Origin of the sequence: Bacillus sp. RO2, from assembly GCF_012911845.1 — a bacterium.
Taxonomy (GTDB): domain Bacteria; phylum Bacillota; class Bacilli; order Bacillales; family Bacillaceae_I; genus Sutcliffiella_A.
This window is the reverse complement of the sequence record NZ_JAAXCU010000020.1, coordinates 50837-77296: the sequence shown is the minus strand read 5'-3', so window position 1 is coordinate 77296 and position 26460 is coordinate 50837. Positions and strand designations below refer to the sequence as shown.

General features: G+C 42.2%; 25 protein-coding genes. 15 read left to right on the top strand and 10 right to left on the bottom strand.

The window, feature by feature from the left end; translation table 11 throughout:
* Positions 1–311 precede the first annotated feature (311 nt).
* Positions 312–1238: a nuclease-related domain-containing protein gene (locus HF078_RS03535; RefSeq protein ID WP_169289863.1), complete on the bottom strand. Its 927-nt coding sequence runs from the start codon at positions 1236–1238 to the stop codon at positions 312–314.
* 174 nt (positions 1239–1412) lie between these two features.
* Between HF078_RS03535 and HF078_RS03530 the strand changes: the two genes are divergently transcribed.
* The 5 genes from HF078_RS03530 (at position 1413) to HF078_RS03510 (ending at position 6083) form a co-directional block, all read left to right on the top strand.
* Positions 1413–2279: a DegV family protein gene (locus HF078_RS03530; RefSeq protein WP_169289862.1), complete on the top strand. Its 867-nt coding sequence runs from the start codon at positions 1413–1415 to the stop codon at positions 2277–2279.
* Positions 2280–2390: 111 nt separating this feature from the next.
* On the top strand, positions 2391–3611 hold the full coding sequence (locus tag HF078_RS03525) for an NRAMP family divalent metal transporter (RefSeq protein ID WP_169289861.1): 1221 nt from the start codon (positions 2391–2393) through the stop codon (positions 3609–3611).
* Between the two features lie 24 nt (positions 3612–3635).
* Complete coding sequence (pxpB, locus tag HF078_RS03520) at positions 3636–4382, top strand: 5-oxoprolinase subunit PxpB (RefSeq protein ID WP_169289860.1); 747 nt, start codon at positions 3636–3638, stop codon at positions 4380–4382.
* On the top strand, positions 4369–5142 hold the full coding sequence (locus HF078_RS03515; RefSeq protein WP_169289859.1) for a LamB/YcsF family protein: 774 nt from the start codon (positions 4369–4371) through the stop codon (positions 5140–5142). The genes pxpB and HF078_RS03515 overlap by 14 nt, the downstream gene beginning before the upstream one ends.
* On the top strand, positions 5139–6083 hold the full coding sequence (locus HF078_RS03510; RefSeq protein WP_169289858.1) for a 5-oxoprolinase subunit C family protein: 945 nt from the start codon (positions 5139–5141) through the stop codon (positions 6081–6083). The genes HF078_RS03515 and HF078_RS03510 overlap by 4 nt, the downstream gene beginning before the upstream one ends.
* Positions 6084–6310: 227 nt before the next feature.
* Here the strand turns inward: HF078_RS03510 and HF078_RS03505 are convergent, their stop codons facing one another.
* The 3 genes from HF078_RS03505 to HF078_RS03495 form a co-directional block, all read right to left on the bottom strand.
* On the bottom strand, positions 6311–8320 hold the full coding sequence (locus HF078_RS03505; RefSeq protein ID WP_169289857.1) for a TRAP transporter permease: 2010 nt from the start codon (positions 8318–8320) through the stop codon (positions 6311–6313).
* Positions 8313–8840 (bottom strand): DUF1850 domain-containing protein, encoded by a 528-nt coding sequence (locus tag HF078_RS03500; protein WP_169289856.1) that lies wholly within the window; start codon positions 8838–8840, stop codon positions 8313–8315. The genes HF078_RS03505 and HF078_RS03500 overlap by 8 nt, the downstream gene beginning before the upstream one ends.
* Positions 8841–9100: 260 nt before the next feature.
* The gene (locus tag HF078_RS03495) at positions 9101–10081 is read right to left on the bottom strand and encodes a TAXI family TRAP transporter solute-binding subunit (RefSeq protein WP_169289855.1); all 981 of its coding nucleotides are present in this window, start codon (positions 10079–10081) and stop codon (positions 9101–9103) included.
* A gap of 189 nt (positions 10082–10270) precedes the next feature.
* On the opposite strand from HF078_RS03495, the gene HF078_RS03490 reads away from it, so the two are divergent.
* From HF078_RS03490 to HF078_RS03465, 6 genes are all read left to right on the top strand, one after another.
* Complete coding sequence (locus HF078_RS03490) at positions 10271–11206, top strand: D-2-hydroxyacid dehydrogenase (RefSeq protein WP_169289854.1); 936 nt, start codon at positions 10271–10273, stop codon at positions 11204–11206.
* Positions 11207–11946: 740 nt separating this feature from the next.
* Positions 11947–12312 carry a YwqH-like family protein gene (locus HF078_RS03485; RefSeq protein WP_169289853.1) on the top strand — a complete coding sequence of 122 codons (366 nt, stop codon included), beginning with the start codon at positions 11947–11949 and terminating at the stop codon, positions 12310–12312.
* Positions 12313–12330: 18 nt separating this feature from the next.
* The gene (locus HF078_RS03480; RefSeq protein ID WP_169289852.1) at positions 12331–12609 is read left to right on the top strand and encodes a YwqI/YxiC family protein; all 279 of its coding nucleotides are present in this window, start codon (positions 12331–12333) and stop codon (positions 12607–12609) included.
* Between the two features lie 54 nt (positions 12610–12663).
* Positions 12664–13383 (top strand): hypothetical protein, encoded by a 720-nt coding sequence (locus tag HF078_RS03475; RefSeq protein ID WP_169289851.1) that lies wholly within the window; start codon positions 12664–12666, stop codon positions 13381–13383.
* 18 nt (positions 13384–13401) lie between these two features.
* Positions 13402–14190, top strand: a complete 789-nt coding sequence (locus HF078_RS03470; RefSeq protein ID WP_169289850.1) for a hypothetical protein — start codon at positions 13402–13404, stop codon at positions 14188–14190.
* Between the two features lie 36 nt (positions 14191–14226).
* The gene (locus tag HF078_RS03465; RefSeq protein WP_169289849.1) at positions 14227–14643 is read left to right on the top strand and encodes a hypothetical protein; all 417 of its coding nucleotides are present in this window, start codon (positions 14227–14229) and stop codon (positions 14641–14643) included.
* 39 nt (positions 14644–14682) lie between these two features.
* On the opposite strand, the gene HF078_RS03460 is transcribed toward HF078_RS03465, so the two are convergent.
* Both HF078_RS03460 and HF078_RS03455 read right to left on the bottom strand, forming a co-directional pair.
* A complete protein-coding gene (locus tag HF078_RS03460; RefSeq protein ID WP_169289848.1) occupies positions 14683–16149 on the bottom strand; it encodes a PH domain-containing protein in 1467 nt (488 codons plus the stop codon).
* Positions 16146–16661, bottom strand: a complete 516-nt coding sequence (locus HF078_RS03455) for a PH domain-containing protein (RefSeq protein ID WP_169289847.1) — start codon at positions 16659–16661, stop codon at positions 16146–16148. The genes HF078_RS03460 and HF078_RS03455 overlap by 4 nt, the downstream gene beginning before the upstream one ends.
* 125 nt (positions 16662–16786) lie before the next feature.
* Between HF078_RS03455 and HF078_RS03450 the strand changes: the two genes are divergently transcribed.
* From HF078_RS03450 to HF078_RS03435, 4 genes are all read left to right on the top strand, one after another.
* Positions 16787–18184, top strand: a complete 1398-nt coding sequence (locus tag HF078_RS03450; RefSeq protein WP_169289846.1) for an MBL fold metallo-hydrolase — start codon at positions 16787–16789, stop codon at positions 18182–18184.
* Between the two features lie 170 nt (positions 18185–18354).
* The gene (locus HF078_RS03445; protein WP_346775308.1) at positions 18355–19428 is read left to right on the top strand and encodes a Fe(3+) ABC transporter substrate-binding protein; all 1074 of its coding nucleotides are present in this window, start codon (positions 18355–18357) and stop codon (positions 19426–19428) included.
* Positions 19429–19570: 142 nt separating this feature from the next.
* On the top strand, positions 19571–21211 hold the full coding sequence (locus HF078_RS03440) for an ABC transporter permease subunit (protein ID WP_169289845.1): 1641 nt from the start codon (positions 19571–19573) through the stop codon (positions 21209–21211).
* On the top strand, positions 21211–21888 hold the full coding sequence (locus tag HF078_RS03435) for an ABC transporter ATP-binding protein (RefSeq protein ID WP_169289844.1): 678 nt from the start codon (positions 21211–21213) through the stop codon (positions 21886–21888). Before HF078_RS03440 ends, HF078_RS03435 begins: the two co-directional genes overlap by 1 nt.
* A 452-nt stretch (positions 21889–22340) precedes the next feature.
* Here HF078_RS03435 and HF078_RS03430 read toward each other — a convergent pair whose 3' ends face one another.
* The 4 genes from HF078_RS03430 to HF078_RS03415 form a co-directional block, all read right to left on the bottom strand.
* On the bottom strand, positions 22341–23345 hold the full coding sequence (locus tag HF078_RS03430; RefSeq protein ID WP_169289843.1) for a FecCD family ABC transporter permease: 1005 nt from the start codon (positions 23343–23345) through the stop codon (positions 22341–22343).
* Complete coding sequence (locus HF078_RS03425; RefSeq protein ID WP_169289842.1) at positions 23342–24355, bottom strand: FecCD family ABC transporter permease; 1014 nt, start codon at positions 24353–24355, stop codon at positions 23342–23344. The genes HF078_RS03430 and HF078_RS03425 overlap by 4 nt, the downstream gene beginning before the upstream one ends.
* Positions 24356–24522: 167 nt before the next feature.
* On the bottom strand, positions 24523–25467 hold the full coding sequence (locus tag HF078_RS03420; protein WP_169289841.1) for an iron-hydroxamate ABC transporter substrate-binding protein: 945 nt from the start codon (positions 25465–25467) through the stop codon (positions 24523–24525).
* Positions 25418–26263 (bottom strand): ABC transporter ATP-binding protein, encoded by an 846-nt coding sequence (locus HF078_RS03415; protein WP_169289840.1) that lies wholly within the window; start codon positions 26261–26263, stop codon positions 25418–25420. Before HF078_RS03415 ends, HF078_RS03420 begins: the two co-directional genes overlap by 50 nt.
* Positions 26264–26460: the final 197 nt, after the last annotated feature.

Below are 26460 nucleotides of genomic sequence, written 5' to 3'. Positions count from 1 at the left end.
GAACGGTCAAATAGAAGGACTCTAAATGCCCGAAGCATGAGTCAAACAAGCAGAACGGTCAAATAGAAGGACTCTATATGCCCGAAGCATGAGTCAAACAAGCAGAACGGTCAAATAGAAGGACTCTAAATGCCCGAAGCCCTGGTCAAACAAGCGGAACAGTCAAATAGAAGGACTCTAAATGCCCGAAGCCCTGGTCAAACAAGCGGAACAGTCAAATAGAAGGACTCTAAATGCCCGAAGCATGAGTCAAACAAGCAGAACGGTCAAATAGAAAGGCTCTATATGCCCCCATCAGAATTAACTCAAAATCATTGGTAATAACTCCAACGGCGGCTACCTTTTATTGAAAAATGCTTATCCAATATACGCCTTATGACCTTCTCAGATACCCCCTTTCCACACCATTCAAAAATACCACTAGTAGTTATTCTCCTCTCCGGAAACAACATCCTAAACTCCCGCACTTGTCGCAGCACAATCTCCTCAAGCGCCTCGACCTTATGACATCTCACACACCGCGCCGACCGCCCCTCAACAAATACAGACAATGAGGCACATCCTGCACACACCAATCCCTTTATCACTTGATCATAAGAATAACCCGGCAAGTTCTTAAAAGGAGAATCCACCATATGAAGGGAAGTTAGTTTTTCAGCAAGCGCGTTATGCATGCTATTAAGCTTAGAAGAAAAGTCATTCTCCAAACCTTTAAGGTATCTGTTTACTTGGGTTGGGTGAATAAATGGTTTATCAAGAGGTGATTGGTACAGCGTGAATTCGGAGTTGATGAATACTACGGAAGCGAGAATGGGTAAATTGAATCCGTAACTACTAAGCAATTGGCGGAGCAACGAATTGCACCGATTTAGTTGTGTAAGGGGATTGGTAACCTCTTTGGGTTTAGATATTGATTTAAAGTACATGTGATCAGAAGAGGCATCATAATAGTAGTCCCCTTCAAAGTTCTTAACTTCAAAAAGATAAGCATTCTGGGGAGTGATAATAAAGGAGTCAATTTGAAAAGTGGTGTTATTATGTTTAAGCAAGAGGTCATTCAAAATTAAGTGATTACCGCCCTCTAATTTTTCTGTTAGGGCATCAAACATGCACTCTCCTTCATAACCTTTCTCCATATTCCACAAGTATTGCTTTTCTTTCTCAAGAAGGGTCGTTCGTGCGTTCAAAGATTGATAAATTTGCATTTCGACTGACAAATTACGTGATTTTACTAGCATGTCCCACATCCTTTCTTAGAGTCCATTTAACTATAACAATTCCACGAGAAAAAATACATAATATTCAAAATAACATCTTCCTTATTTTACCCTCTTCCTTTTTATCTAATTTTGATAGTCTATTAAAACCCTTTCAGTTATGATAAATGAAGTATGTTTTATTGGAGGAACTGAATGATTAAATTAATGGCGGATTCAACTTGTGATTTATCAAACGAAGTGTTGGAGATGTATGACATCAGTCTGGCACCATTAAGTATAAATATTGAAGGAAAAACATATAAGGACCGTGTGGACATTGAGCCAGATGAATTTTACGGTATGATGGAGGCGCTTTCGGAATTTCCGACTACGGGGATGCCCAGTCCGGTAGAGTATTTGGGAATTATTAAGGAGGCTGTTGAGAGCGGATACAAAGAAATTCTGTGCATTTGCATGTCGAGCGGCACAAGCGGGTCATATCAGTCGGCAGAATTGGCCAAAGGATATTTCTTTGAAGAATACCCAGATTCACCTGTAAAAATTCATGTAGTAGATTCAAAGTGTATGAGTCATGGAAGCGGTTGGCTTGTGCTAAAGAGTGCGATGATGAGGGAGAGTGGCGCATCTTTTCAGGAGTTAGTAGATTTTAACGAGAGCCATAAAACCAATGTGAAGCATTTCCTATCAGTGGATGATCTTGATCATTTAATCAAAAGTGGTAGGCTGACAAATGCGAGTGCATTCCTTGGAAAGTTATTGATGCTGAAACCGATCATGACGATGAAAAATGGTAAAGGGGCCATTGTCGCAAAAGAGAGAGGCTTAAAAAGGGTCCTCAAGCATTATGTGGAAGAGTTTAATAAGCGAATGGACAAAAAGGTGACGGATTTTATCATTATCGGGTATACGTCCGATATCAAAATTGCGGAGAATCTGAAAATAAAAATAGAAAATGAAACAGATTTCACAGGGACCATCCACATCATGCAGATGGGTGTATCTGTTGGAACACATGTTGGACTTGGAGCACTTTCCATGTACTTTGTAGAAAAAAATTAAGGACCACCTAATCCAAAGGTGGTTTTTTTGTGTGAATTTTTATCCTTGACTCTTTTATGGTAGTGTTAAAATATCAAAATAATAGTGGGGATTTAAAGGAGGGGTAAAGAAATGTCGTCAAAACAGAAGAGTACATACACAGATTTACAACAGCCTACCAAGAGTAACTGGAGTGTCCTGCTTGGAGCGGCCTTCTTGATGGGGGCATCTGCCATTGGGCCCGGATTTTTGACACAGACTGCTGTCTTTACAGAACAGTTATTGGCAAGCTTCGGTTTTGTTATTTTAATGTCCTACATTGGGGTTCAGGTAAATGTATGGAGAATCATTGCCGTTTCTAAAAAAAGAGGGCAGGATATAGCGAACATGGTTTTGCCTGGACTTGGATATTTCCTCGCTTTCGCGTTTGCATTGGGCGGGCTTGCATTTAACGTCGGTAACATCGGTGGTGCTGGGCTTGGAATGAACGTGCTTTTCGGTATGGATGTGCGTATTGGTGCCGTCATCACGGCTGCTATTGCCATAGGGATTTTCCTATCCAAAGAGGCTGGAGTGGCTATGGACAAAATTGCTCGTTACTTGGGATTGATGATGGTTTTGCTCACCCTTTATGTGGCCTTCCAAAGTAATCCTCCTGTTGGAGAGGCTGTTTTCCGTACGTTTGCGCCGGAAACGGTTGATGTTTTTGCCATTATCACCCTGGTTGGTGGTACAGTAGGTGGCTATATCACGTTCGCTGGTGGCCATCGACTGTTGGATGCAGGTATCAGTGGAAAAGAACACCTTCACCAAGTTACGAAGAGTTCGGTATCCGGAATTGTTATCGCCTCTATCATGCGTATTTTCTTATTCCTTGCTGTGCTTGGTGTGGTGGCAACGGGATTCAAGTTAGATCCAAACAATCCTCCTGCATCCGTGTTCATGGAAGCTGCGGGAACGGTTGGTTATAAAATGTTTGGCCTCGTACTTTGGGCTGCAGGAATTACCTCTGTTGTCGGGGCAGCTTACACGTCGGTTTCCTTTTTACGAACATTATCCAAAAAAGTGGATCAGAATAACTCAAAGGTCATTATTGGCTTCATCATTGTTTCTACCATTATATTTGCCTTTATCGGCGAGCCGGTTCTGTTGTTGATCTTGGCTGGTGCGTTTAACGGCCTTATTTTACCTGTTGCACTTGGGACGTTATTGATTGCAGCATATAAAAAAGAAATTGTAGGCGACTATAAGCATCCGCTGTGGTTAACTATTTTCGGTGCCATTGTGTTTCTCTCAACCGCGTATCTTGCGGCTATTACGCTGATTAACCAGGTTCCGAAATTATTTTCCTAAATAAAACTTGAGGGGAGAGTCAAGTTGAAAATTTCATTTCACCCATTAGGGGATACAGGTATACAGGTTTTATTTGGGTCCGACATATCTGAGGAAACCAATCAGCAGATCAGGATGTTTGCGGATTACCTTAAGAAAATTGAAATAGAAGGCATTACAGAGTTGGTTCCCGCGTATACGACCTTAACTGTTTTTTATCGTCCTGATAAAATCAGCTACAAGGATTTGTGCAACACGCTTGAAGATATTAAGAAAGTATTGCAGAAGAAAGAAGTACAATCGAATGCCACCGTCTATGAAATTCCTGTCCTTTATGGAGGAGATGTGGGGCCGGATTTGTCAGAAGTGGCGAGCTATAACGGTTTGGCAGAGGACGAGGTGGTTTCCATTCACTCGAATCAACCCTACCTTATTTACATGATGGGTTTTGTCCCCGGTTTTCCTTACCTAGGCGGCATGCCAAAGGAAATAGCTATGCCAAGACGTGAGAACCCACGTGCTAAAATTGAAGCAGGTTCAGTTGGAATAGCAGGAGAACAAACAGGGGTGTATCCTTTAGAAACTCCAGGTGGATGGCAGATTATCGGACGGACTCCTGTGAAGCTTTATGATCCAGAGAGGGAGGAACCTATCCTTCTTTCTGCCGGTGCTTATATCCGTTTCGTTCCTGTTGGTCAGAAAGAATATGATGAGATAGAAGAAGCCGTTTCATGTGGAGAACACAAGGTGAAGAGTTATGCAAAAGGGGGAGCACACGATGAAGACCGTTGATATAAACAGTGATTTAGGGGAAAGCTTTGGTGCCTATACGATTGGAAATGACGAGGAAGTACTTCAGTATATTTCTTCTGCTAATATCGCCTGCGGTTTTCATGCTGGCGATTATAACGTTTTGATGAAAACGGTCCAGACCGCCGCGGACCTTGGAGTCTCTATCGGAGCTCACCCTGGTTTCCCTGATCTTGCAGGCTTCGGCCGCAGGGATATGCATATGAGCAAACAGGAGATCTACAACCTAGTAGTTTATCAAATTGGGGCTATTCAAGCTGCTGCTAAGGTAGCTGGTACATATGTGCACCATGTAAAACCGCACGGAGCTTTGTATAACCTCGCATCCAAAGATGAAGCGGTTGCTGCAGCAATAGCAGAAGCGGTTCACGCGGTTGATCCAGATCTGATTTTATTCGGCTTGGCTGGAAGTGAACTTGTTCGGGCAGGGGAAAAAGTCGGGTTAAAAGTGGCACAGGAAGTTTTTGCTGACAGGACCTATCAACCTGACGGAACACTTACTCCAAGGTCCCTAGCAAATGCGATGATTCATGATGCAGATCTTGCTGTCGAGCGTGTGCTGAGGATGGTTACGGAAGGGAAAGTGACGGCTGTCAACGGAGAGGATATTTCCATCCAGGCAGACACCATTTGTGTGCACGGAGATGAGCCGGAAGCGTTGGAGTTTGTGCAGAAACTAAGAGTGAAACTGGAGGAAAACCAAGTAGCGATTCAAGCTTTTGGGGCGGTGGATCAACTATGAGCAGTCCGCTTTTTCAAGTAATGAAACCAGGCCTACTTACGACTCTCCAGGATTTGGGCCGAACAGGTTATCAGGAGTTTGGAATGGTAGTTGCTGGAGCAATGGATGCTTTTGCTCTTCAGATAGGCAACCTTTTAGTTGGAAACGAAAAAGGAGAAGCTGCTTTGGAGGTCACCATCATGGGTCCAGAATTAAAGGCGCTAGAGGACGTGGTGGTTGCCATTTGCGGTGGAAACCTGTCCCCAAAAGTTAATGGCAAGCAAGCACCTATGTGGAAGAGTTTCAAAGTGAAAAAAGGGGAGCTTATCGAGTTTGGAAGGCCAGTAGAAGGAGCCCGCGCCTATATTTGTGTAGAGGGTGGATTTGACGTACCAGTTGTTATGGGAAGTAAGTCGACATATTTGAAAGCGCAAATAGGTGGACTCCAAGGCAGGGCATTGGAAAAAGATGATGTATTATACGGAGAATCTACGAATGAGGCAACAACAGGTCGTTCCATCCATCCTGATGAAATTCCATCTTATGAAAAAGAGATGGAAATCAGAGTTTGTCTTGGACCGCATCTTGATGCCTTTCATGACTCTTCTGTGGAAACGTTTTTGTCAGCTACCTACGAAATTACTCCACAATCCGATCGCATGGGATACAGATTGAAAGGACCGAAAATCCAGCACAAAACATCTGCAGATATCATATCGGAAGCGATTCCTCTAGGTGGAATTCAAGTACCTGCAGATGGAAGTCCTATTCTTTTAATGGCAGACCGCCAGACGACTGGGGGATATACAAGGATTGCAACGGTCATATCCTATGATATTCCGCTTTTAGCTCAGGCTCAGCCAGGCACTTCTATCCGATTCAGGGAAGTGTCTGTAGAAGAAGCACAAGTATTGTACTTGAAGAGAGCGAAACTTTTTAGTGTGTTAGAGAAAGTGACATGATTGATATGAAAGTATATGAAGCATTAGGGGAGAAACCGCCCTTTTGCTTTTTATTTTTCTTGAAAAAACATCGGGGAGTTTAGGGAAAATTGGTTTTGGCACGAACTCGTAGCATTTTGGCACGAACTTTTATGAAACCCAGGGGTAACGTTGATTTTACATTAATTTTTTATTAGAAAAAAGCCTGCCCCCAATCAAATGGAGGCAGGCTTTGTCTTTTTATACGCTTAGTTTGCTTCTCCCACAGCATTCCCCGTACCTTTTCCAGTATTCCCACGCTTCCAGAAAATCTGTAAAGCTAGCATAATACCAAAAGCAATGAATCCGAAGATATCTGTATTAGCTTCAGGATAGATCAACAATAGACCTGTGGAAACAGTAAGGATACGCTCGATCCAGTGAAGTTTTCTATACCAGAAACCGATTAGCCCGGCTCCAATAGAGATCATTCCAATGATGGATGTGACGAGTATCCAAGAAATCTCTGGAATCGTTGTATCAATCATCAATAGCTGCGGTTGGAACACAAACATATATGGAATGATGAACGCAGCGATGGCAAGTTTAGATGCATTAATACCTGTACGTATCGGTTCCCCTTTAGATATACCTGTAGCAGCAAACGCGGCTAAGGCAACTGGTGGGGTGATATCGGCTACAATACCAAAGTAGAACACAAACATGTGCGCTGCAAGAACTGGGATAGCAACTTCCAATTGATCATTTAGCGCTAAGATAGCAGGAAGCGCGATCGTAGACGTAATGATATAGTTTGCAGTCGTCGGTGAACCCATTCCCAAGATGATAGATGCAATCATCGTGAAGAATAGAGTCAGTAATAATAGTAACGTTGGTGTGGACGTAATGGCAGCAGCCATACTTACAAGACTGTTTCCGAGCTTAAGTCCAAGGCCGGTTTTCGTTACAACCCCAACGATAATACCAGCGCATGCCGTTGCAGCAGCGACACCAAGAGCAGTGCGTGCCCCGCTTGTTAGAGCAAGCATAAATTTAGCTGGCGTAATTCTCGTATCTTTTCTAAATAAACTTACGATAATCGTACTTAAAATACCTAATAAAGCCGTTCTCTCAATACTAAACCCTTGGAATAATAGAACAACAATAACGATAATAGGCAGTAACAGATGAATCTTTTTCAAAACTTCTATTTTCTTTGGAATTTCTTCCTTCGGCAATCCAAGTAATCCTTGTTTTTTTGCCTCTAAGTGGGTCATGATCCAAATACCGGAGAAGTAAAGGATTGCAGGAATGGTTGCGGCTTTTGCTATCTCCCAATAAGGGACGCCTGCAAATTCAATCATCAAAAAGGCTGCAGCACCCATAATTGGCGGCATGATTTGTCCACCAGTGGAAGACGCCGCTTCTACCGCTCCAGCAAAGTTACGGTGATAGCCGAGTCGTTTCATCAAAGGAATTGTGTAAGACCCAGTTGTAACGGTGTTAGCAACCGAACTTCCGGAAATGGTACCTTGTAAAGCACTAGAGAAAATAGCAACTTTTGCAGGTCCACCAGTACGTCTGCCCGCTATAGAAATCGCCAAATCATTAAAATAGTTCCCGACACCAGTTTGAACCAAGAATGCACCAAATAATAAGAATAAGAAAATATAGGTGGATGATACCTGTAATGGTGTACCAAGGATCCCATCTGTTGTAAAGAACATAGTTTGAATTAATTGTTCGAGACTAAGCCCTCTATGGATTAACATTCCCGGCATGTAAGGACCGAAAAGCGCGTAAACCATAAACACAACGGCGATAATAGTAATCGGAAGTCCGATAGCACGCCTTGTTGCTTCGATAACTAAGAGGATCGCCAAGCCACCTATAACAGCTTGTGCGGAAGTGATGCTTCCAATCTGTTGCACTAACGTGTCATAGTAAACAGGCCAATACCCGCATACAACAACGGTCAATCCTACTAAAATGTAATCATACCAAGCTATTTTTGTTTTATTTCCACCTTTTCTGGCTGGAAATAGTAAGAATATCAAAGTCAAAGCAAAACCTAAGTGAACAGTACGTTGAAGATAAGCTGTAAGCTGACCAAAAATTCCTGTGTACAGTTGAAAAAGAGAAAAAGCAATCAACATAAAGAAGACAACTTTTGCTGCGTAACCGGAGAGATTTCTTGTTTGGGCATCCGGATCGTACTTTTCTAGCAATTTTTCTTGTTCTTCAGCCGTTAATTCCTGTCGGTCGTTTCTATCACTCATGTATTTTCATTCCTTTCATATACTGCCATAATGTCAACTTCTCAACTCTTACATTATACCAGTCTCCTGGAGTAAAGTATTCGTTAAACCATACCATCTTTTCTCCATTCTCGCCCCAGGCAAGGCGGTTCTTGGAAACGGTTTTTCCGTTTCGGACATTCATGGAGGAGAATACGTTGTTTAAATCTTTTATATGATATTTTCCATTTTCATATACAAATTCTTCCCCCTCTTCCGCATTCGATGGCATGCCTATCCCGAATTCTTCGTAAATGATTTCTGTTTGCACGATGTGGTGATCATCTCGCACTCTATACTTTTCCACCACATCTGTTAAATGGATGGAATGTGTAAAGATGATTTGAAATGTGTCCTCTTCATCAATGGGAAGGAATGCATGTATTTGTTCGGTGTTTTGTACATGGAAAACTAGCGCGGTTCGAAATGGGAGCAAAAAAAACCCCAATAAGAGTAATACGGTTGTAGAGGATAATATAATGGCAATCACTTTCTTTTTCATGGTAACCCACCTAGCTTTTAAAAGCTTAGAAATAAAAAAGAAGGGCCGACAGCATAATGGAGATTAAGTGTCGGCCAATTTGGTCCTGTTTAGGAATCCTTAAACGCCGCTGTTGATTTGCGCACGGGGCTTCGCTTTCCACGGGGCGCTTGCGGAGCCTCCTCGGCTTTGCCTGCGGGGTTTCCTCTAAGCACTACCTCCCGTTGGAGTCTTCGCCCTGTGCTCCAAATAACAGCTAGGAACCTCTAACATTTAAATTATCAGTCTAATAGACCTTCTTCCTTAAAGTACTTTTCAGCACCAGGGTGGAAGTCGATACCGATTCCGTCTGTTGCTGTTTCAAGTGTGATGAATTCACCCTTAGCGTGGGAGATTGCATCTGTATTTTCATAGATTGCTTTTGTGATTTTGTAAACTAGATCTTCAGAAAGATCTTTGGATACTGCTAACATCGCAAGTACCGCTACTGTGTTTACTTCATTTTCCATTCCGTATGTTCCAGCTGGAATCGTATTTGCAGCATAGTAAGGATATTTTTCTACCAACTCATCTACTTTTTCTTGAGCAATTGGAACAATGCTTACAGGGTTAGTAGCGGACAAACCGTCAACCGCACCTGTAGGAGTACCAGAAGTGATGAAAGCTGCATCGATGTTACCATCTTGGATTCCACCAGTAGACTCACCAAAGTCTAAGTTTTGAGCATCAATATCATCCATTGTCATGCCGTGAATTTCAAGGATTTGCTCAGCGTTCACATAAGTACCGGAACCAGGAGCACCAACAGAAACTTTTTTACCTTTTAAATCTTCTACACTAGAGATCCCAGAATCAGCAAGTGTAACAATTTGAACCGTTTCTGGATAAAGAGATCCGATTGCCAAAACATTGTCAACTGCTTTCCCTTCAAATGCATTCGTACCTTCAACTGCGTTAGCAATAACATCTGTTTGTACGAAAGCGATCTCAGCTTCACCCTCAGAAAGAGCGACTACATTATCAGCAGAAGCATTGGAAGAAACAGCGTCTGTTTGGATTCCAGTTTCATCAGTAATTACTTTTGCCATTGCGCCACCAAGCGGATAGTATGTACCACTCGTTCCACCTGTCAGCATGCTCATTAATTTCGGATCTTCACTGCCGCCTTCTCCACTAGAACCATTATCTCCGCCGCCACATGCAGCTAAGAATAATGATAAAACTAGAACCATAGATAAGGCTAGGAAACTATTCTTTTTCATCGAACTCCCCCTAAAAATTTAATTTAACAACTCTATTTTACAGATATTACAGCCATTTATCAAATATTAACCCAGTATTTAGGCGGTTTTCTGTTATAATCACGTATTTATTAGGTCCAGTGTGCTACTACACTTTTACTCTATCATGGTAGAATTGTGTTCATACAGATTAGCGAGGAGCGCTCATTAATGAAAATAACTAATATTCTTTTTACAGGTAGGTTGGTAAAAGAATTAGAGAGATTATTGGATGCTGAGGATAGATTGAAAGGGAGAAATCTTCGTTTTTTATCGGAGGAAGATGTTACATCGGAGGACTTAGATTGGGCAGATGCTTATGTGGCATTTCATCCTGTGGCGAACTTTCAATTTGGGAATTTAAAGTGGGTTCACTCACTCGGTGCCGGTGTCGATCGTTACATGGCACTTGGTGATAAATGGCCAGAAGAGATCCTATTAACTAGAACAATTACATCCTTTGGGAAGAAAATTGGCGAGTACACGCTTAGTTATATGTTAAAGGACCTGCAACATCATGATACGTTTCGTGATCAGCAGGGCCGAGGAGAATGGAAGATGGTTGCTCCGCGTGCCTTAGATGAGATAAAGGTAATCGTTTTTGGAACAGGAGAAATTGGCCAGGAATTGGCTAGGATTCTAGCATTTTTTGGTGTGCAAGTAGAAGGTGTTTCCCGCAGTGGGATGGACAAGGATCATTTTTGCAGGGTGATGTCATTGGAGGAAGTTAGTTTAGAGGAGGCAGACTTTATCATAAATACACTGCCGTTGACGATAGAGACGGAGCGTTTGTTTGATGAACGCTTTTTTGGTCAGGTGAACAAAGCAGTGTTTGTTAATGTGGGAAGGGGAGGGACCGTGGATCATGACGCTTTGTTGAATGCTTTGGATAGCGGTGGTCTTAAAGCGGCGGTCCTGGATGTTTTTGAGGAAGAGCCGTTACCTGTTGGCAGTCCGTTATGGAGCCACCCGAGTGTGACGGTCACCCCTCATATTTCCGCGATCACGACCCCAGAAGAAGGGGTTGCATGTTTTTTGGAATCGTTGGAGGCTTTGGAGAGCGGTGGTGAGTTGCGGAACAGGGTGGATGTTTGTAGGGGGTATTGAGGGGAGAGGGAGAATGCCTCTCTCCTCCCCAAACAGGACGAGAATAGTTCAAACGGAAGAAGAGAGCGCCTCTCTCCCCCCGAAACAGTTTGAGAATAGTTCAAACGGTAGAAGAGAGTGACTCTCTCCTCCCCAAACAGTTCGAGAAGAGCTCAAACGTTAGAAGAGAGTGCCTCTCTCCTCCCGAAACAGTTCGAGAAGAGCTCAAACGGAAGAAGAGAGTGCCTCTCTCCTCCCGAAACAGTTCGAGAAGAACTCAAACGGTAGAAGAGAGTGCCTCTCTCCTCCCGAAACAGTTCGAGAAGAGCTCAAACGGTAGAAGAGAGCGCCTCTCTCCCCCGGAAACAGTTTGAGAATAGTTCAAACGGTAGTAGAGAAAGCTTCTCTCCACCCCAACCAGGTAAACAAATGCTCAAACGGTAACAGAGACTCCCCATCAAATGTCTCCTCATCCAAAAATACCCAAATCCATGTTTCATTTTCCATATAATGTGCTATTTAATAACTAGTGCTTTTCGTCCGGTAGGGTGTAAATCTACTTACTCTCATCAATCAAACCCCATCCTCACAAATTAGTATAAATTACCCATCTGAAGGAACCCGAAAATAAACAGTTTTCATCATTTTGGTATTTTTCTTCCATGTTATAGTAAAAGGTATTGAGAAACAAACAAAATCCAATCAGCCTCCTCCCTAGAGGCTCACTATAAAATAAATACGATCCTTATGAGGTGATGAACTTGTCTATCGCATATTACAATGCTCTGCTCAGGGAAAAGCAGCAGCATCTTCAGCGTCTCCAAGACTGTCAAAGTCAACTGAGGGGCAAACAACAGGAGTTTGCTAGTTTCAAAGCTTCTGTCACACGTCCCGAGCTTTCCTCGTTCACTTGGCAGGGGACACTTGCCAACCGATTTGAGGATATCCGTACAAATGGAATGCTTCATTATTATTCAGAAATGGAGCAAAGCCAATTCAGTGCGATCTTCTCAGGTATAGAAAATAAAATTCAACAACTTCTTCGTGAAATCAGTTCACTTAAACAAACCATTGCTTCATTAGAGTTGCAGCTTGCAGAAGAACGGGCTGCCAATCGATACAATTAAACCAATGGAGGTCTCCAGATGAGTACAGAAATTAAAATAAAGAAAAGTGAGATAGAGCAGGCCTTATCACAAATAAAATCCTCCTCAGAAGCTCTTACATCCTCTTTCCCTTCTTCAATTGGAAGCGGCAACCGTTTAGATGTCGTCGATAAATTAAATGAAATAAACCGCTCATTAGAACAACTGACAGAAAACTATAAAGCACTCTTGCTGCATAACGAAGAAATGACTAGACAGTCTGTAGAGCAGATGGTGGAAAAAGATCAACAGCTTTCCTCCAACATGCAGCTCCGGTAGCTGAACGGGGTGGCATAATGAAAACTCTATCGGTATCGTTTTGAGGTGAGCTTATTGAAAAAACATCAAAGAGAAAACAAAATTGCATTATCATATTTAAACCTGCAAACCCCACAAGAAAACAGAGGGAACATCTTGGTCTTTTTCATCGTAACACTAGACTTAATCGGCCTGTTGCCACTACTTGCGTATCCATATGCATGGGAATATTTTATTACAGCAATCATTCCTGTAGCTATCATTCACCTTTGGGCAATTTTATATATTATTGACCCATATAGATTTGAAAACTCCTATTATTTGTTTTTCGGGACTTATGGATTTATCAATACTTACGTCTATTTTCTTGCAACACAAAAACTGATGTATGCTCATTTAAATATCAGTTCCCACATACCACTAATAGTAGGAGCAATACTTTATGGGGGATTACTTATTATCTTTAACATTTTGAATGTAAAGGCTCTGTATTCAGGTTTTTATGCAAAAATGCAACAAAATGGAACGAGTGTAAATGTTTCTCCGATCCTTGCAGCTTCCGGGATTGGGTACTTTTTGGCCCAATTAATTATGTCCGTCGTCTATTCAGATTCTTTTACGGTAATATTATTAGTTTCCTTAATATCTTTACTTTCGATTGTGACAGCATTCTTTTCAACATTCGTACATAAATATTTTTTCATTAAAAGAAATTTCGACTTGGTGAAAAAGGTGTATCCGGACTTCGGACTTCCCAAAAATCAACGAAAAACGTATCAAAAGAAGAAAAAGTAATCAAGGGGGAATAGCTTCATGAACTGGACCCTGACAATAAAAGACCTCTATCTACTAGCCAAAATGCTCGGAGCAAAAGTCCTTGTTGGCATTCCCAATCCATTCCTTAGACAACGCGAGGAGGACATGGAGCAGGAATGGGAGGCTACGTTCAAGAAGCTGCACAAAATGGAGCTGGTTGACCTTGTGGATGGTGAGTTGAAGTTTGAAGAAAATTTCATCCAGACACTGTGGGTGATGGCAAGGTCCAATATGATTACTGAAGTGTTGACCAATCATTCAACTCAAAGTCTATTTTATTTTAGTGAAGACAGGGTGGTGGAAGTGACTAAAGGCACCGAAAAGGAATATGAGCTTCAAAGCCACCCTGCCCCTGACTGGACTTGGAAACAAGTAATCATTCCACGGATGCTGATGGGGGTGGAGAATATTCCAGCCCGTCAGAGGAAAAGTCTCTACCTTACACCAGAGGAATACACCATCTATTGTGGGACCATGAAAGTTGAAAATAAGGACGAGCTATCGGAAAGGCATGCTCTAACATTAGAAGATTCCATCATAAAGCAATTTGAGCTTGCCATTCAAAGAAAAAAATATACCAACCGGCTTATGACCTTTTACCGTGAAGACGAGCAGTGGAGAGTGGAAGGGATGCATTTGTTAACCTCTCCTTCTTCCAACTGGACTTTAAGGATGGTCCAAAAGAACGGAAAGGAAATGCTTGAGACAAAGCAGTCTCAGGGACAGTCACTTATGGAGGAAATACTGGGTGTTGTCCACAGGGTAAAAACAAAACAGCCTTCCTAGCATGCAATGATAAAAACAGAAAGGTGGAGGGTGTACATGTTTAAAAAGAAAAGGAAATATGAAGATTACGCTGTTGCCATTTTGGTAGAAAATGAATTATCGCAAGTGGAGTATGACAAGCTTGCCGAGCCCTTCAGTGACGAGATAGGTGTTGGGGTTGTCAGTGAAATTAAAGTCGGTCATTACTTAAAGGAATGGGAAGTATTGCAAAGAAAGTTCCCTGAACAACAACCTTCTTCGTTTCCGCGTTTTGTAGTTCTAAGAGTTCATGAAGACAAAGTGAATCAGGCGATAAAAGAGATGGAGCGGAAGAACTGGTGGGACTGGCTGTTTAATGCAATCCATCCAGATGAGTATATGATAGCAGAGGATAAGGTCATGTATGATTACGAAAACGCGGAATTTTATACCGATAAGTTTGAAGAGGCTGTTGCGTATTTGAATAATAAATAAAAAAGCAAGGCCCGTCTTGGGCCTTGCTTTTTAAATACTCTAAGAAACCCTCTCCCGCCTAACCACCCTCTCCCTTTTCCCTTTAAACCAGTTATAAAACTCCCCGGCTTCCTCTTTTGATACTCCGTTCAGTTCACTAATATGAAGCGGATTTGCACGGTTTTGAAAGTATAGGGTGGCAATTCCGAACCTGCGTTGCAACCAGGAGTGTTCGACAGATACCTGTTGGATACGGTTGTAGTGGGTGATGAATGTTTCGTTGGTTAGTCCGCCTTTTCGAATCTGGATGGTGTTTCCTTGGCGAAGGTAACTGGTAAAAAAGTAATCCAGCACACGTGTTATCAGTGAGATAGCAAAGACGACGCCTGCAGCCCAGAGCCACTCTTTTTTAAATAAGAAAAGGCCGACAGCTGCAATGATCGTAAAGTAGTATGGCACCAAGAGCTTGTACCATAGCACTTTAATTGGAAAACGTTCCATTTTCTCTTGAATCGGATATTGAGGTAATAGCGTTTCCAATAGCAAGTACGCTTCATGCTTTGGCATGAAAGGGTAGAGGGAGCTTGTTTCTTGCTCTTCTGTTTTCATTTCACCGACACTAATTATCTTAACAGATGCAAGTCCGAGCAGGCGTTTTATAAGAGACTGCTCTACCACCACTGCTTGTACTTTCTCTTTTGATATAGCAAAGGTGCTTGTGCTTCCAACACCTTTTTTTATATAGATACGCTCAGCGTCATCGCTAATTTCGTAGTTTCCATACTTGACGGTTGTCTGCAAATAGCCGATGCCCACAGAGATGACCATGGCCAATACAAAAAGAATAATCAACATCCACCAGTGCAGAAGCAAATAGTCAAAAGCGCCTTCCGCAGTGTCCTCAATATTAAAAAAATCGGCAAGATTGAAATAGATGGTGGTTAGCAAAGGAAAGATGGCCAGAAAGCTCAACGATGTAAAGGAGGCTTTCAATAAATCCTTTTTATTGGAGAGGAAGTGAACCCTCTTCTCGCCACCATACTCTACCTTATCCATGTCAACTTCACCTTCTGAAGGAGCTTTATCTAACAACCTTGAAAGGATTCGGTCTTTTTCAGAGACGGTCAAGACCGGAAAATGTACAGCGGAACCTTCTACGGTTGTTCCTGTTTCCAAGGTCAGAGAAGTAAGGCCAAACCATTTATGGATAAAGGTTGTTTTTGAATGGTGGTTTTGAATTTTATCAATGGAAACAGTGCGTTGTTCTTTTACGAAAACACCTTCTTTAAGGACAATAGAATCCCCAACTACTTCATACCGGTAAAGAAACCACTTCAATACGATGACAATCAGCGTCCACGCAATACCTACTAAGAAAAGGTAACGTCCCCATACAATCCACTCAGAAGTAGAATTAATTTTTAACACAAAAAGAAAGAGGAAGATGGCGATGGAATTTTTCAGTAGGGCGAATACTTCAACGGCTATCCACGCGGGATGGAACCTTTTGACCTCTTGTGGCATCATTCTTCGTTCCTTTCAGTCAAGTCGCTCTCTTTTACTTTGGCTAACTGGGCAATTTCTGCTTTTAATCGTTTGGCCTCTTCTGCTGGGATAGCTGGTATGGTGTGCTGGGTTGTTGTGGTGCCTATTATTAGGTTGAATAGTTCAAATCTTCTCATGATGGGACCTTGCTCTGTACGAACAAACTCCACTTTTTCCATTGGAACCAATGTATGACTTTCATTCCACTTTCCGTTTTTCATTTGGACAAAGTCTTCATCAATCTCATAACGCCAAGTTTTTTGAAGAAAAACAGGTTCAATAAAAATAGAGTAAATAGCTGATAAGCCTATAATACCTAGGATTATATACAGGGTAATCTGGATCCAACCATACCACTGAAAATGCTCGCTGCAGTATAACAGGATTCCTAAAACAATGAGGGCGATACCGTGCCCAATGGTGTTGGAGATACGCCAGACTTGTACCGCTTGATTAGCGATTTTCTCTCTTGGTTCTTTGATGGTCATATACATTATTTTCACGCTCCTACCAATTATACGAAACAGGTATGAAGATAGTTTCAACAAAATAATTTGGTCGGTTAGGGAAAACCTAAAAAGGGAATAAAAAGCAAAACGAATAAATTGGAGGAGAAAGAATGTTACTTAAATATTTTTATGACGAAGGTTTGGCACAGGCTTCCTACATGGTCGGTTGCCAGGCGTCCCAGGAGGCATTCATCATCGATCCGGCAAGGGATATCCTGCCATACATAGAGGCTGCCACAAAGGAGGGGCTTCGTATTGTCGGAGCATTGGAAACCCATATTCATGCTGATTTTGTGGCGGGTTCGAGGGAACTAGCAAAACGCTTAGGGGCGAAAATGTATCTTTCAAATGAAGGCGATAAGGATTGGAAGTATGAAAATATAGGTGAACTTCCTCATAAATTAGTGAAGGATGGGGATGAAATAAAGCTTGGGAATATTGTGTTTCAGGTGTTGCATACGCCAGGTCATACACCAGAAAGCCTTTCTTTTTTAGTAACAGATGGTGGAGCGGAAACAGAACATCCAATAGGTATCTTTACAGGCGATTTCGTTTTTGTCGGCGATGTTGGCAGACCGGATCTTTTGGAAAAGTCCGCACAAAAGGAAGGTACAGCCGATAAGGGGGCAAAAGACATGTATGCCTCTTTAACAAAATTTGAGGGTCTCCCAGATTATGTTCAAGTTTGGCCAGGTCATGGGGCGGGAAGTGCATGTGGAAAATCGTTAGGTGCTATTCCTTCTTCCACTGTCGGCTATGAAAAAAGGGTGAATTGGGCATTTCAGCATGATGACTTTGAAAGCTTTTCGTCTGAGCTGTTGGAAGGCCAACCGGAACCTCCGAAGTATTTCGGCATTATGAAGCAAGTGAATAAAATTGGGCCAAACTTCACGTTAGATCTACGTAAACCAGAACGGTTGGATGACATAAATGTTTTATCTAAGAAAATAAAAGAAGGGGCACAGGTTATTGATACGCGGGAAGCGGCCCTCTTTTCAAAAGAGCATATAGAAGGAACAATCAATATCCCTTTCAATCAGGCTTTTACTAATTGGGCTGGTTGGATCATCAACTATGAACAACCACTGTATTTGTTAACGAATCCTGATAAGCTTGATGAAATACAGAGAGCGCTTCAATCTATAGGAATTGATAATCTCCACTGTTACATGGATGTGGACCTTGCCGTTCGAATGACGTCGGATCTTGAATCCTATCATGATATTACACCGAAAGAGGCGAAGGAATTGCTTGCGGAAGGTGCGCAAGTCATTGATGTAAGGCATGATTCAGAGTGGAAGAGTGGGCATATTGAAGGTGCGAAACATATGATGCTAGGTACTTTACTTGATAGATTGGAGGAGGTACCAACGGATAGGCCACTTATCATCCAGTGCGGTTCTGGTGTCAGATCTGCAATTGCAATTAGTTTGTTGCAGGCAAAAGGGGTAAAGGATGTACGTAATATGCTTGGAGGATATGCAAGGTGGCAGAAGGATATTCAATAAGAAGATGAAACCAATCAAATTGGTTTCATCTTCTCACGTTTCACGTGGAACATAAATAAATCTTGAGAAAATGTTTAAAATAGTATTGACTTGAAAATGATTATCATTACAATAGTTAATGAGAGTGATTATCATTTCTAATGAAATTACATACATAGGGAGTGTACATAGTGAAAAAGTTTACTGTCATTTTAAGTATGATGCTAGCTTTAATGTTAGCTTTAACAGGCTGTGTGAGCAGCACCAATAACAATGGGGCAGAGAACAACGAAGAAGCAACGAACGAGCAAGGAGAAGTTGTTAACCTATATACAAGCCGTCACTACGAAGCGGACCAAGAGCTTTACAAAAAGTTCGAAGAAGAAACTGGCATTAAAGTGAACGTGGTAGAAGGTAAAGGCGACGAGCTAATGGAGCGCTTAAACATTGAAGGGGAAGATACAGAAGCGGATGTATTTATTACTTCAGATGCGGGTAACCTTCATCAGGCAAAAGAAGCTGAATTACTTCAAGTGGTTGAAAGTGATGTACTAATTGAAAATATCCCAGAAAAATTACGTGATGTTGACAATCAATGGTTTGGTTTAACAAAGCGTGCGCGTGTTATCGTATATGATAAAGAGCGTGTAAGCCCAGAAGAACTTTCCACTTATGAGGCTTTGGCTGAACCGGAATGGAAAGACCGTGTAGTTATCAGAACTTCTGAGAATATGTACAACATGTCTCTTTTAGCATCCTTCATTGACATCATGGGCAAAGACGAAGCAAAAGCATGGGCACAAGGAATTGCAGATAACATGGCTCGTGACCCTGAAGGTGGAGACCGCGACCAAGCGAAGGCTGTTGCAGCAGGAGAAGCGGATGTTGCCATCATGAATACGTACTATCTTGGTGGAATGTTAAATGGCACGGATGAAGAAGAGAAAAAAGTTGCAGAAAGTGTTGGCGTATTCTTCCCCAACCAAGAAACAACTGGTGCACATATTAACATTAGTGGTGCGGGCGTGACAAAGCATGCAAAAAATAAAGAAAATGCGATTAAATTCATCGAATACTTAAGTAGCGAAGAAGCACAAGGTCAATTTGCGGAAGCTAATTCTGAATACCCTGTAAATGAGAAAGTAGAACCTTCTGAGCTATTAAAATCTTGGGGTGAATTTAAAGAGCAAGATATCAACCTTTCTAAGTTAGGTGAAAACCAACAAGAGGCGATTCGCATCTTTAACGAAGTTGGTTGGAAATAAGTAAATATGAACAAACCATGAACCGAAGCATACAAGATAGTGCTTCGGTTCTATTTATTTGGAATCTTTTGTTCCATTTGAGAATGATTTTCGTTATAATTTAGAATGGAGAAACAAAGAGGCAACGAAGGATGTGTCATCTGTGAATCGGTTTCATTGGTCAAGGGTACATCATAAAGGATGGGCTCTTGCAAGTCTTCTTTTTATAGCGATTATTTTAATACCCAATTTACTCATAGCCGTTGAATTTTTTACAGAAGGAAACGACAACTGGCATCATATACGAGAATACTTATTAAAAGATTATCTGCAAAATTCCGCAGTAATTATAATTTTTACAGCAATGGCAACAATGTTGATTGGCACAAGCCTTGCATGGTTGATTACCATTTATCAGTTTCCAATGCGAAACTTTTTAAAATGGGCGTTGATTCTTCCACTGGCCATACCGCCATACATTGCTGCGTATACATTTCACGGTATCTTAAACTATACAGGTGTCGTACAAACCACCTTGCGAAACTCGTTTGATATACAGGTGAATCAGGCTTACTTCGATATCATGAGTATGCAAGGGGCTATCTTCATTTTCACAGTCACCTTGTTTCCTTACGTTTATGCGATTACGAGAAGCTTTTTTCAGAACCTATCAGCGTCGGTACTCGAGAATGCGAGATTGCTAGGCGGAAATGATGTGGATACCTTCTTCCGAGTAGCCTTGCCGATTTCAAGAGCGGCAATCGTAGGAAGTGTGACCCTAGTTATTTTAGAAGTGCTAAATGATTATGGTGTTACAAGTTATTTTGGCATTCAGACAGTCAGTACGGCCATTTTCCGTACTTGGTATGGAATGATGGACCTTGATTCCGCTTTAAAGCTAGCAGGAACTCTAATGGTGTTGGTAATGGTTGTTCTAATGTTTGAAAGAGTGGTGAGGGGAAGAAAGAAATTCTTTGATCCTTCCTCTAAAGTTCGTCCCATTCAGCCGAAGAAGCTTACTGGAGCAAAAGCATGGGGGGTATTCGCTTACTGTTTCGGAGTGTTTACCATTGCATTTATCATACCTTTGCTACAGCTGTTGAGCTGGGCGTTCATGACGTATGAAAAAGTATTTAACGCTGAATTTATTACACTGGCTAAAAACTCCGTGTTTGTAGCGTCTATTGCTTCTCTTATTATTATTTTGGTGGCACTTATAATATCCAACTACACAAGGTTGCAATCAGGTCTGTTGACTAAGTTTATCTCTAGGGTGACAACACTAGGATATTCCATTCCCGGAGCTGCAATCGCAATAGCGGTCATTACAATATTTATTTCATTAGATCAGTATATTGTGACGTTCCTTGCGCAATTTAATTTAAAACCTGAGTTTGTGCTGCGAACAACTTTGATTATGTTGATTTTTGCTTATGTGATACGATTCCTTGCTATTGGTTTTAATAATATTGAAGCGGGGTTCGAAAAAGTGGGTAACAGGTATTCGGAAACTTCTAGGATGCTTGGTGCGTCAACTTTAAGGACATTCTTTTTGGTGGACCTTCCGTTGTTACGTGGTGCCATCGCCAGTGGCTTCATCTTAGTATTTGTGGATATATTAAAAGAATTACCGTTAACCTTGTTCTTGCAACCTTTTAACTTTTCAACCCTTGCGACACAAGCTTTCAAATATGCAAATGATGAACGCGTGCAGGAAGCTTCCATTGCTTCCCTGATGATCATCTTCATAAGTGCATTATGTATCTTTATTTTTCACCGTGTGCTTGATAAGGAGGCAAACTAATGTTTATCCAGATCAGAGATTTGCAATTCCAATATAAAAATACAAAAAAGAATACTCTCAATCATATTCAGGTGGATATTGACCGTGGAGAGATTATATCTATTCTTGGAAAAAGTGGAAGTGGGAAGAGTACGTTGCTACGCATCATCGCAGGGCTTGAAAATCCAACCACAGGAAGCATGAAAATAAACGGAGAAGTAATGTTTGATCCAAGGAACTTCATTGTCCCGGAAAAACGTGGTATCGGGGTCGTGTTCCAGGACTACGCGTTGTTTCCACATATGACAGTGGCCCAAAACATCAAGTACGGATTGCGAAAAATGAACCGGAAGCAAAAGCAGGAGAGACTAGAAGAAATGCTTAGCTTGATCAACTTGGCTGATTACGGGCAGCGTTATCCATATGAGCTTAGTGGAGGACAGCAACAGCGTGTAGCCTTGGCTCGAGCGTTGGCACCGGCACCGTCTCTATTGTTGCTGGATGAGCCGTTTAGTAACCTGGATGCGCACCTTCAAGAAAAGATTCGCGACGAATTAAAAGAGATCCTGAAGAAAACAGGCATCACCTCCATTTTCGTCACCCACGACTTTGCAGACGCCAAAGCCATTGCCGACCGAATATTATACATTGATGAGGGGCAACTGGTTAATAGAGCGTGTGACTTGGTGATGAGCTAAAGGGGTAAAGAGGTAAAGAGGGGTCTGACCCTCAGTGCTTTAAAGCACTGAAGGTCAGACCCCTTTTTTCGTCTCAACGCCCGAAACGCCTTCGCAGGAAGGAAAACGGTAGTAGAGAGGGTGTCTCAACGCCCAAAACGCCTTCACAGAAGGGAAAACGGTAGTAGAGAGGGCGTCTCAACGCCCGAAACACCTTCACAGAAGGGAAAACGGTAGTAGAGAGGGCGTCTCAACGCCCGAAACACCTTCGCAGAAGGGAAAACGGTAGTAGAGAGGGTGTCTCAACGCCCGAAACAACTTCACAGAAGGGAAAACGGTAGTAGAGAGGGCGTCTCAACGCCCGAAACGCCTTCGCAGAAGGGAAAACGGTAGTAGAGAGGGCGTCTCAACGCTCAAAACACCTCCACAGAATCCCAAACGGTAACAGAGCCCCCCCCTTATACTTTCCTACCTCATTTCTTCAACAACAAATACATAAAATAAGGTGCCCCAATCAACGCGACCATGATACCTGCTGGAATCCCGCTATCAATCAGGTTTCGTCCCACCGTATCCGCAAACAATAGGAGCCAGCCGCCAATCAAAATCGCCACAGGCAGGAACAATTGATTTCTAGGTCCGACCAACGATTTTGCAATATGAGGGGCCATTAAACCGACGAAAGCGATCCCACCAGTCACCGAAACCGCAGAAGAAGCCAATGCTACAGCCGTTAACAACAAAACGACTCGTTCTTTTTCAAGAGATACCCCAACCCCGATTGCCACAGGCTCACTCATGCCAAGCAAATTCAAACGGTTGGCTTTAAACAACGTAAAAGGAACCAACACAAGTAACCAAGGCAACAAAGCCAGTATAAATGGCCAATCTGTGCCCCAGATGTTACCTGCCAGCCACTTGGCGATGAAATCCACTTTTACACGCTCAGCAGAGGAAATCAAGATGATCATCATACCGGAGAGTGCCATGGAAAACCCAACTCCAACCAATACCAGACGAACAGGCTGCAGTCCGCCATTACGCTGATAAGAGAACAAATAAATTAACAAGGCCGTGATAAACGCACCAAAAAATGCAACCGCCGGTAACATATAGACGAAAGAACCAGCGTTAATCGGAACATACAAGAAGAAAACAGAAATAGCCACACCGGCCCCTGCATTAATTCCAATAATTCCTGGGTCCGCCAAGTCGTTACGGGTGATCCCTTGAAGAATCGCACCTGACAATGCAAGCGCCATACCCGTAAGGATCGTGATGACAATACGTGGAAGCCTGATGGAAAACAAAACAAACTCCTCTTTAAAGCTTCCTTGACCTAGTATGGTTGGTATTAACCGGTCGAACGACAGTGATGCTGGTCCAATTCCGATACCAACAACAATCGTAGTCACGATAAGCAAAGATAAAAGAGCTACAATAATACGTTGTTTACGAATAATAGACGGATGGATCATGAGAATGCTTTCCCTCCTTTACGGACAATAACAAGGAAGAAGGGGAGACCAACCATTGCTACGATTGCTGCGACAGGCGTTTCAAAAGGAGCGTTTATGGTGCGCCCCAGTGTATCGGCAAAAAGCATGAAGGTAGCTCCAACTAACGCGGACATCGGCAGGATAAAACGGTAATCCGTTCCCACGATGGCGCGGACAATATGAGGGACCATTAGTCCAATAAAGGCCATATTTCCAACAAGTGCCACAGAAGCACCAGTCAATAAAATAATCACAACAAACAATACTGCTTTTATCGCTGCAATTTTCTGCCCCAACCCGACCGCAACTTCCTCGCTGAGACTAAGAATGGTCAGTTGTCTGGATAGGTAAAGAGATACAAGCAAGCCAACAGTAATCAATGGAATAATTAACTGCAATTGGCCCCATGTCGTCCCGATTATTCCCCCCGCAGTCCACATAGAGACATCTCGTGACAGTTTAAAGGTCAGCGCGACCCCTTCCGCTATGGCGAAAAGAAAAGCGGAAACAGCAGCACCTGCAAGAACGATTCGCAGGGGAGAAAATCCGCCCTTTTTCATGGCACCTAAACCAAACACCATAATAGCCCCTACTGCAGCTCCAATAAAACAAGCAATGGTTATGCCATAATAATTAATAGAAGGAAAAAATGCCAGCGTGATTGCGAGTGCCGCGTTCGCTCCAGCCGTCAAACCTAGAAGGCCTGGGTCTGCAAGAGGGTTCCTTGTCATCCCTTGCATAATGGCACCAGCAACCGATAAACCAGCTCCTACAAAAATTGCAGCTACTTCCCTTGGCAGGCGTATCTCGCGAATAATTAAGATTTTATCCCCACTCGTTCCTGGTGAAGTTAAAGCCAGCCAAACATCGCGAAGTGTGGTATCAGCTGCCCCAAAAACCATAGCAGCAAAAAACACCGCCCCAAAGACGATGACCGCCCCAATAAATTTTATTGTAAAAGGAATGGTCCGTTCCAACGCAATTTTCATGTGCCTCATCTTTTCTATTTTAGAATGGGAGTTTAATATTATGTATAAAAATTGTTGATCGCAGTGCAAGGCGCGCAGACTCCTCGAAAATGCTAAAGGATTTTCTTAATGGTAGTAACAATATAAGAGGGACCTTCTATTAAAAGAAGCATCCCTCCAAAAATGTCTTAGTTTCCTAAAAAGCTATCCTTAAAGAATTCCAACTGAAAATCAAGGGAAATTGGATCGTTGAAATAGAATTCTTTTGCATCCGCTTCAAAAACCTGACCATTCTTCATAGCAGGAATATTCTTATACGTGTCTGTTTCCTGGAAAGAAGTATCTCCATCAGAATTCTTACTGAATACTACATAATCACCAGCAAACTCAGGCAGTACTTCAAAAGAAAGTGTATAATATCCAGTTTCTAGTGCTTCTTCCTTCACTCTTTCTGGCATTTTCAACTTCATTTCTTGATATAGAATCTCTGTTCCACGTCCCCAGTTATCGCCGAAAACGTAAAGCTCTTTATCAAAGTTCTCGATAACGGAAACAGTTGCGTCCTCACCGATTTTAGCGCGGATCTCTTCTCCTGCTTCTTGCGCGCGGGTCTTGAAGTCATCGACCCAATTTTGAGCTTCTTCTTCTTTGTTCAATAGCTTTCCAACTTCCACGTGCTGTGTTAGATAGTCCACTTTTCCATAAGTGTACGCGACAGTTGGTGCAATTTCACCTAACTGCTCCAGATTGTTTGTGTTGGAGGCTGCAATAATTAGGTCTGGATCTAACTCGATAATCTTTTCTAGATCTTGGTCGGTCACTTCGACTGCATTTTTCAAATATTCTTCATAACGCGGATTGGCCATTGCCCAAGAATCCGTCCCAACAATGTTTGTTCCAAGAGCCATGACATTTCCAGCTACAAAAGAGTTCAATACTACGACTCGTTGTGGATCTGCAGGTACTTCAATTGGTCCCGTTTCTGCTTCATAAGTAATCGTTTCAGATGAGGAAGCATTTCCTTCATTGGAACTATCATTACTATTATTACTACTAGCATTATTATTGGTGTTTCCGCAGGCACTAACGACCAGCAATAGCAGGAATACGAATGGAATCATTAATTTTTTCATCTTGGTTGTCTCCTTTAAGTAGGTTATAAGTTAAGCACATAGGCTTGTTTGTTCTTGGGTCTCGGCCAATCTCAGCATCGATATGAAAGACGCTTCTTAAAACTTCCGATGTAATTACTTCTTCGCAATTACCAGACTTGATGATGTTGCCGTCTTTTAAGGCAATCAGGTAATCAGCGAATCTTGCAGCTTGGTTCAAATCGTGCAGGACCATGATAATGGTTCTTTCTTGCTCACGATTGAGGCGTTGCAACAGCTCGAGCACTTCCAGTTGGTGAGCCATGTCTAGATAGGTGGTAGGCTCATCTAGGAAAATGATTTCCGTTTCCTGTGCAAGGGCCATAGCAATCCAGACGCGTTGTCGTTGACCACCAGATAGAGCATCAACCGGGCGGTATTTAAACTCGGTTGTTCCAGTCACCTCTAGTGCCCAGTCTATGACTTCATAATCTTTTTTGGTCAGTCTTCCAAATCCCTTTTGATAGGGAAAACGACCGTAAGAAACCAGTTCGCCAACGGTTAATCCGCTTACACTTTCAGGTGTCTGAGGCAGAATCGCCATTTTTTTTGCCAGTGATTTGGTGTTTTCTTTGGCAATCTCTTGTCCATCGAGCAGGATAGCTCCTGATTGGTGGGAGATGATTCTGGTGATGGCTTTTAAGAGGGTGGACTTTCCGCAGCCGTTAGAACCAATAATCGTCGTGATCTGTTTATCTGGTATTTCTATGGAAAGATCTTTTATGATTAAGCGTTCACCATAGCCAATGTTCAGGTCCTTTGTATGTAGGCGAACCATTATGTAACCTCCAGTTTATAGTAAGTTTACACTATTGATAATGATTATCAATTTCGTTACAAGTATTACTATAAGACTATTAGATTAGGATGTCAATGTCTAATTGAGAAAGAAAATCAATAAGAAGTAATTGCCATTTTCAACGTAAAGAGTTGTTTGTCCTCATAAGAATGAAAAAAGAATATAATGAACAGGTT

Coding starts and splice junctions, on each gene's coding strand:
- HF078_RS03535 (WP_169289863.1), bottom strand. CDS start 1,238: ATGCTAGTAAAATCACGTAATTTGTCAGTCGAAATGCAAATTTATCAA.
- HF078_RS03530 (WP_169289862.1), top strand. CDS start 1,413: ATGATTAAATTAATGGCGGATTCAACTTGTGATTTATCAAACGAAGTG.
- HF078_RS03525 (WP_169289861.1), top strand. CDS start 2,391: ATGTCGTCAAAACAGAAGAGTACATACACAGATTTACAACAGCCTACC.
- HF078_RS03515 (WP_169289859.1), top strand. CDS start 4,369: ATGAAGACCGTTGATATAAACAGTGATTTAGGGGAAAGCTTTGGTGCC.
- HF078_RS03510 (WP_169289858.1), top strand. CDS start 5,139: ATGAGCAGTCCGCTTTTTCAAGTAATGAAACCAGGCCTACTTACGACT.
- HF078_RS03505 (WP_169289857.1), bottom strand. CDS start 8,320: ATGAGTGATAGAAACGACCGACAGGAATTAACGGCTGAAGAACAAGAA.
- HF078_RS03500 (WP_169289856.1), bottom strand. CDS start 8,840: ATGAAAAAGAAAGTGATTGCCATTATATTATCCTCTACAACCGTATTA.
- HF078_RS03495 (WP_169289855.1), bottom strand. CDS start 10,081: ATGAAAAAGAATAGTTTCCTAGCCTTATCTATGGTTCTAGTTTTATCA.
- HF078_RS03490 (WP_169289854.1), top strand. CDS start 10,271: ATGAAAATAACTAATATTCTTTTTACAGGTAGGTTGGTAAAAGAATTA.
- HF078_RS03480 (WP_169289852.1), top strand. CDS start 12,331: ATGAGTACAGAAATTAAAATAAAGAAAAGTGAGATAGAGCAGGCCTTA.
- HF078_RS03470 (WP_169289850.1), top strand. CDS start 13,402: ATGAACTGGACCCTGACAATAAAAGACCTCTATCTACTAGCCAAAATG.
- HF078_RS03465 (WP_169289849.1), top strand. CDS start 14,227: ATGTTTAAAAAGAAAAGGAAATATGAAGATTACGCTGTTGCCATTTTG.
- HF078_RS03460 (WP_169289848.1), bottom strand. CDS start 16,149: ATGATGCCACAAGAGGTCAAAAGGTTCCATCCCGCGTGGATAGCCGTT.
- HF078_RS03455 (WP_169289847.1), bottom strand. CDS start 16,661: ATGTATATGACCATCAAAGAACCAAGAGAGAAAATCGCTAATCAAGCG.
- HF078_RS03450 (WP_169289846.1), top strand. CDS start 16,787: ATGTTACTTAAATATTTTTATGACGAAGGTTTGGCACAGGCTTCCTAC.
- HF078_RS03435 (WP_169289844.1), top strand. CDS start 21,211: ATGTTTATCCAGATCAGAGATTTGCAATTCCAATATAAAAATACAAAA.
- HF078_RS03430 (WP_169289843.1), bottom strand. CDS start 23,345: ATGATCCATCCGTCTATTATTCGTAAACAACGTATTATTGTAGCTCTT.
- HF078_RS03425 (WP_169289842.1), bottom strand. CDS start 24,355: ATGAAAATTGCGTTGGAACGGACCATTCCTTTTACAATAAAATTTATT.
- HF078_RS03420 (WP_169289841.1), bottom strand. CDS start 25,467: ATGAAAAAATTAATGATTCCATTCGTATTCCTGCTATTGCTGGTCGTT.
- HF078_RS03415 (WP_169289840.1), bottom strand. CDS start 26,263: ATGGTTCGCCTACATACAAAGGACCTGAACATTGGCTATGGTGAACGC.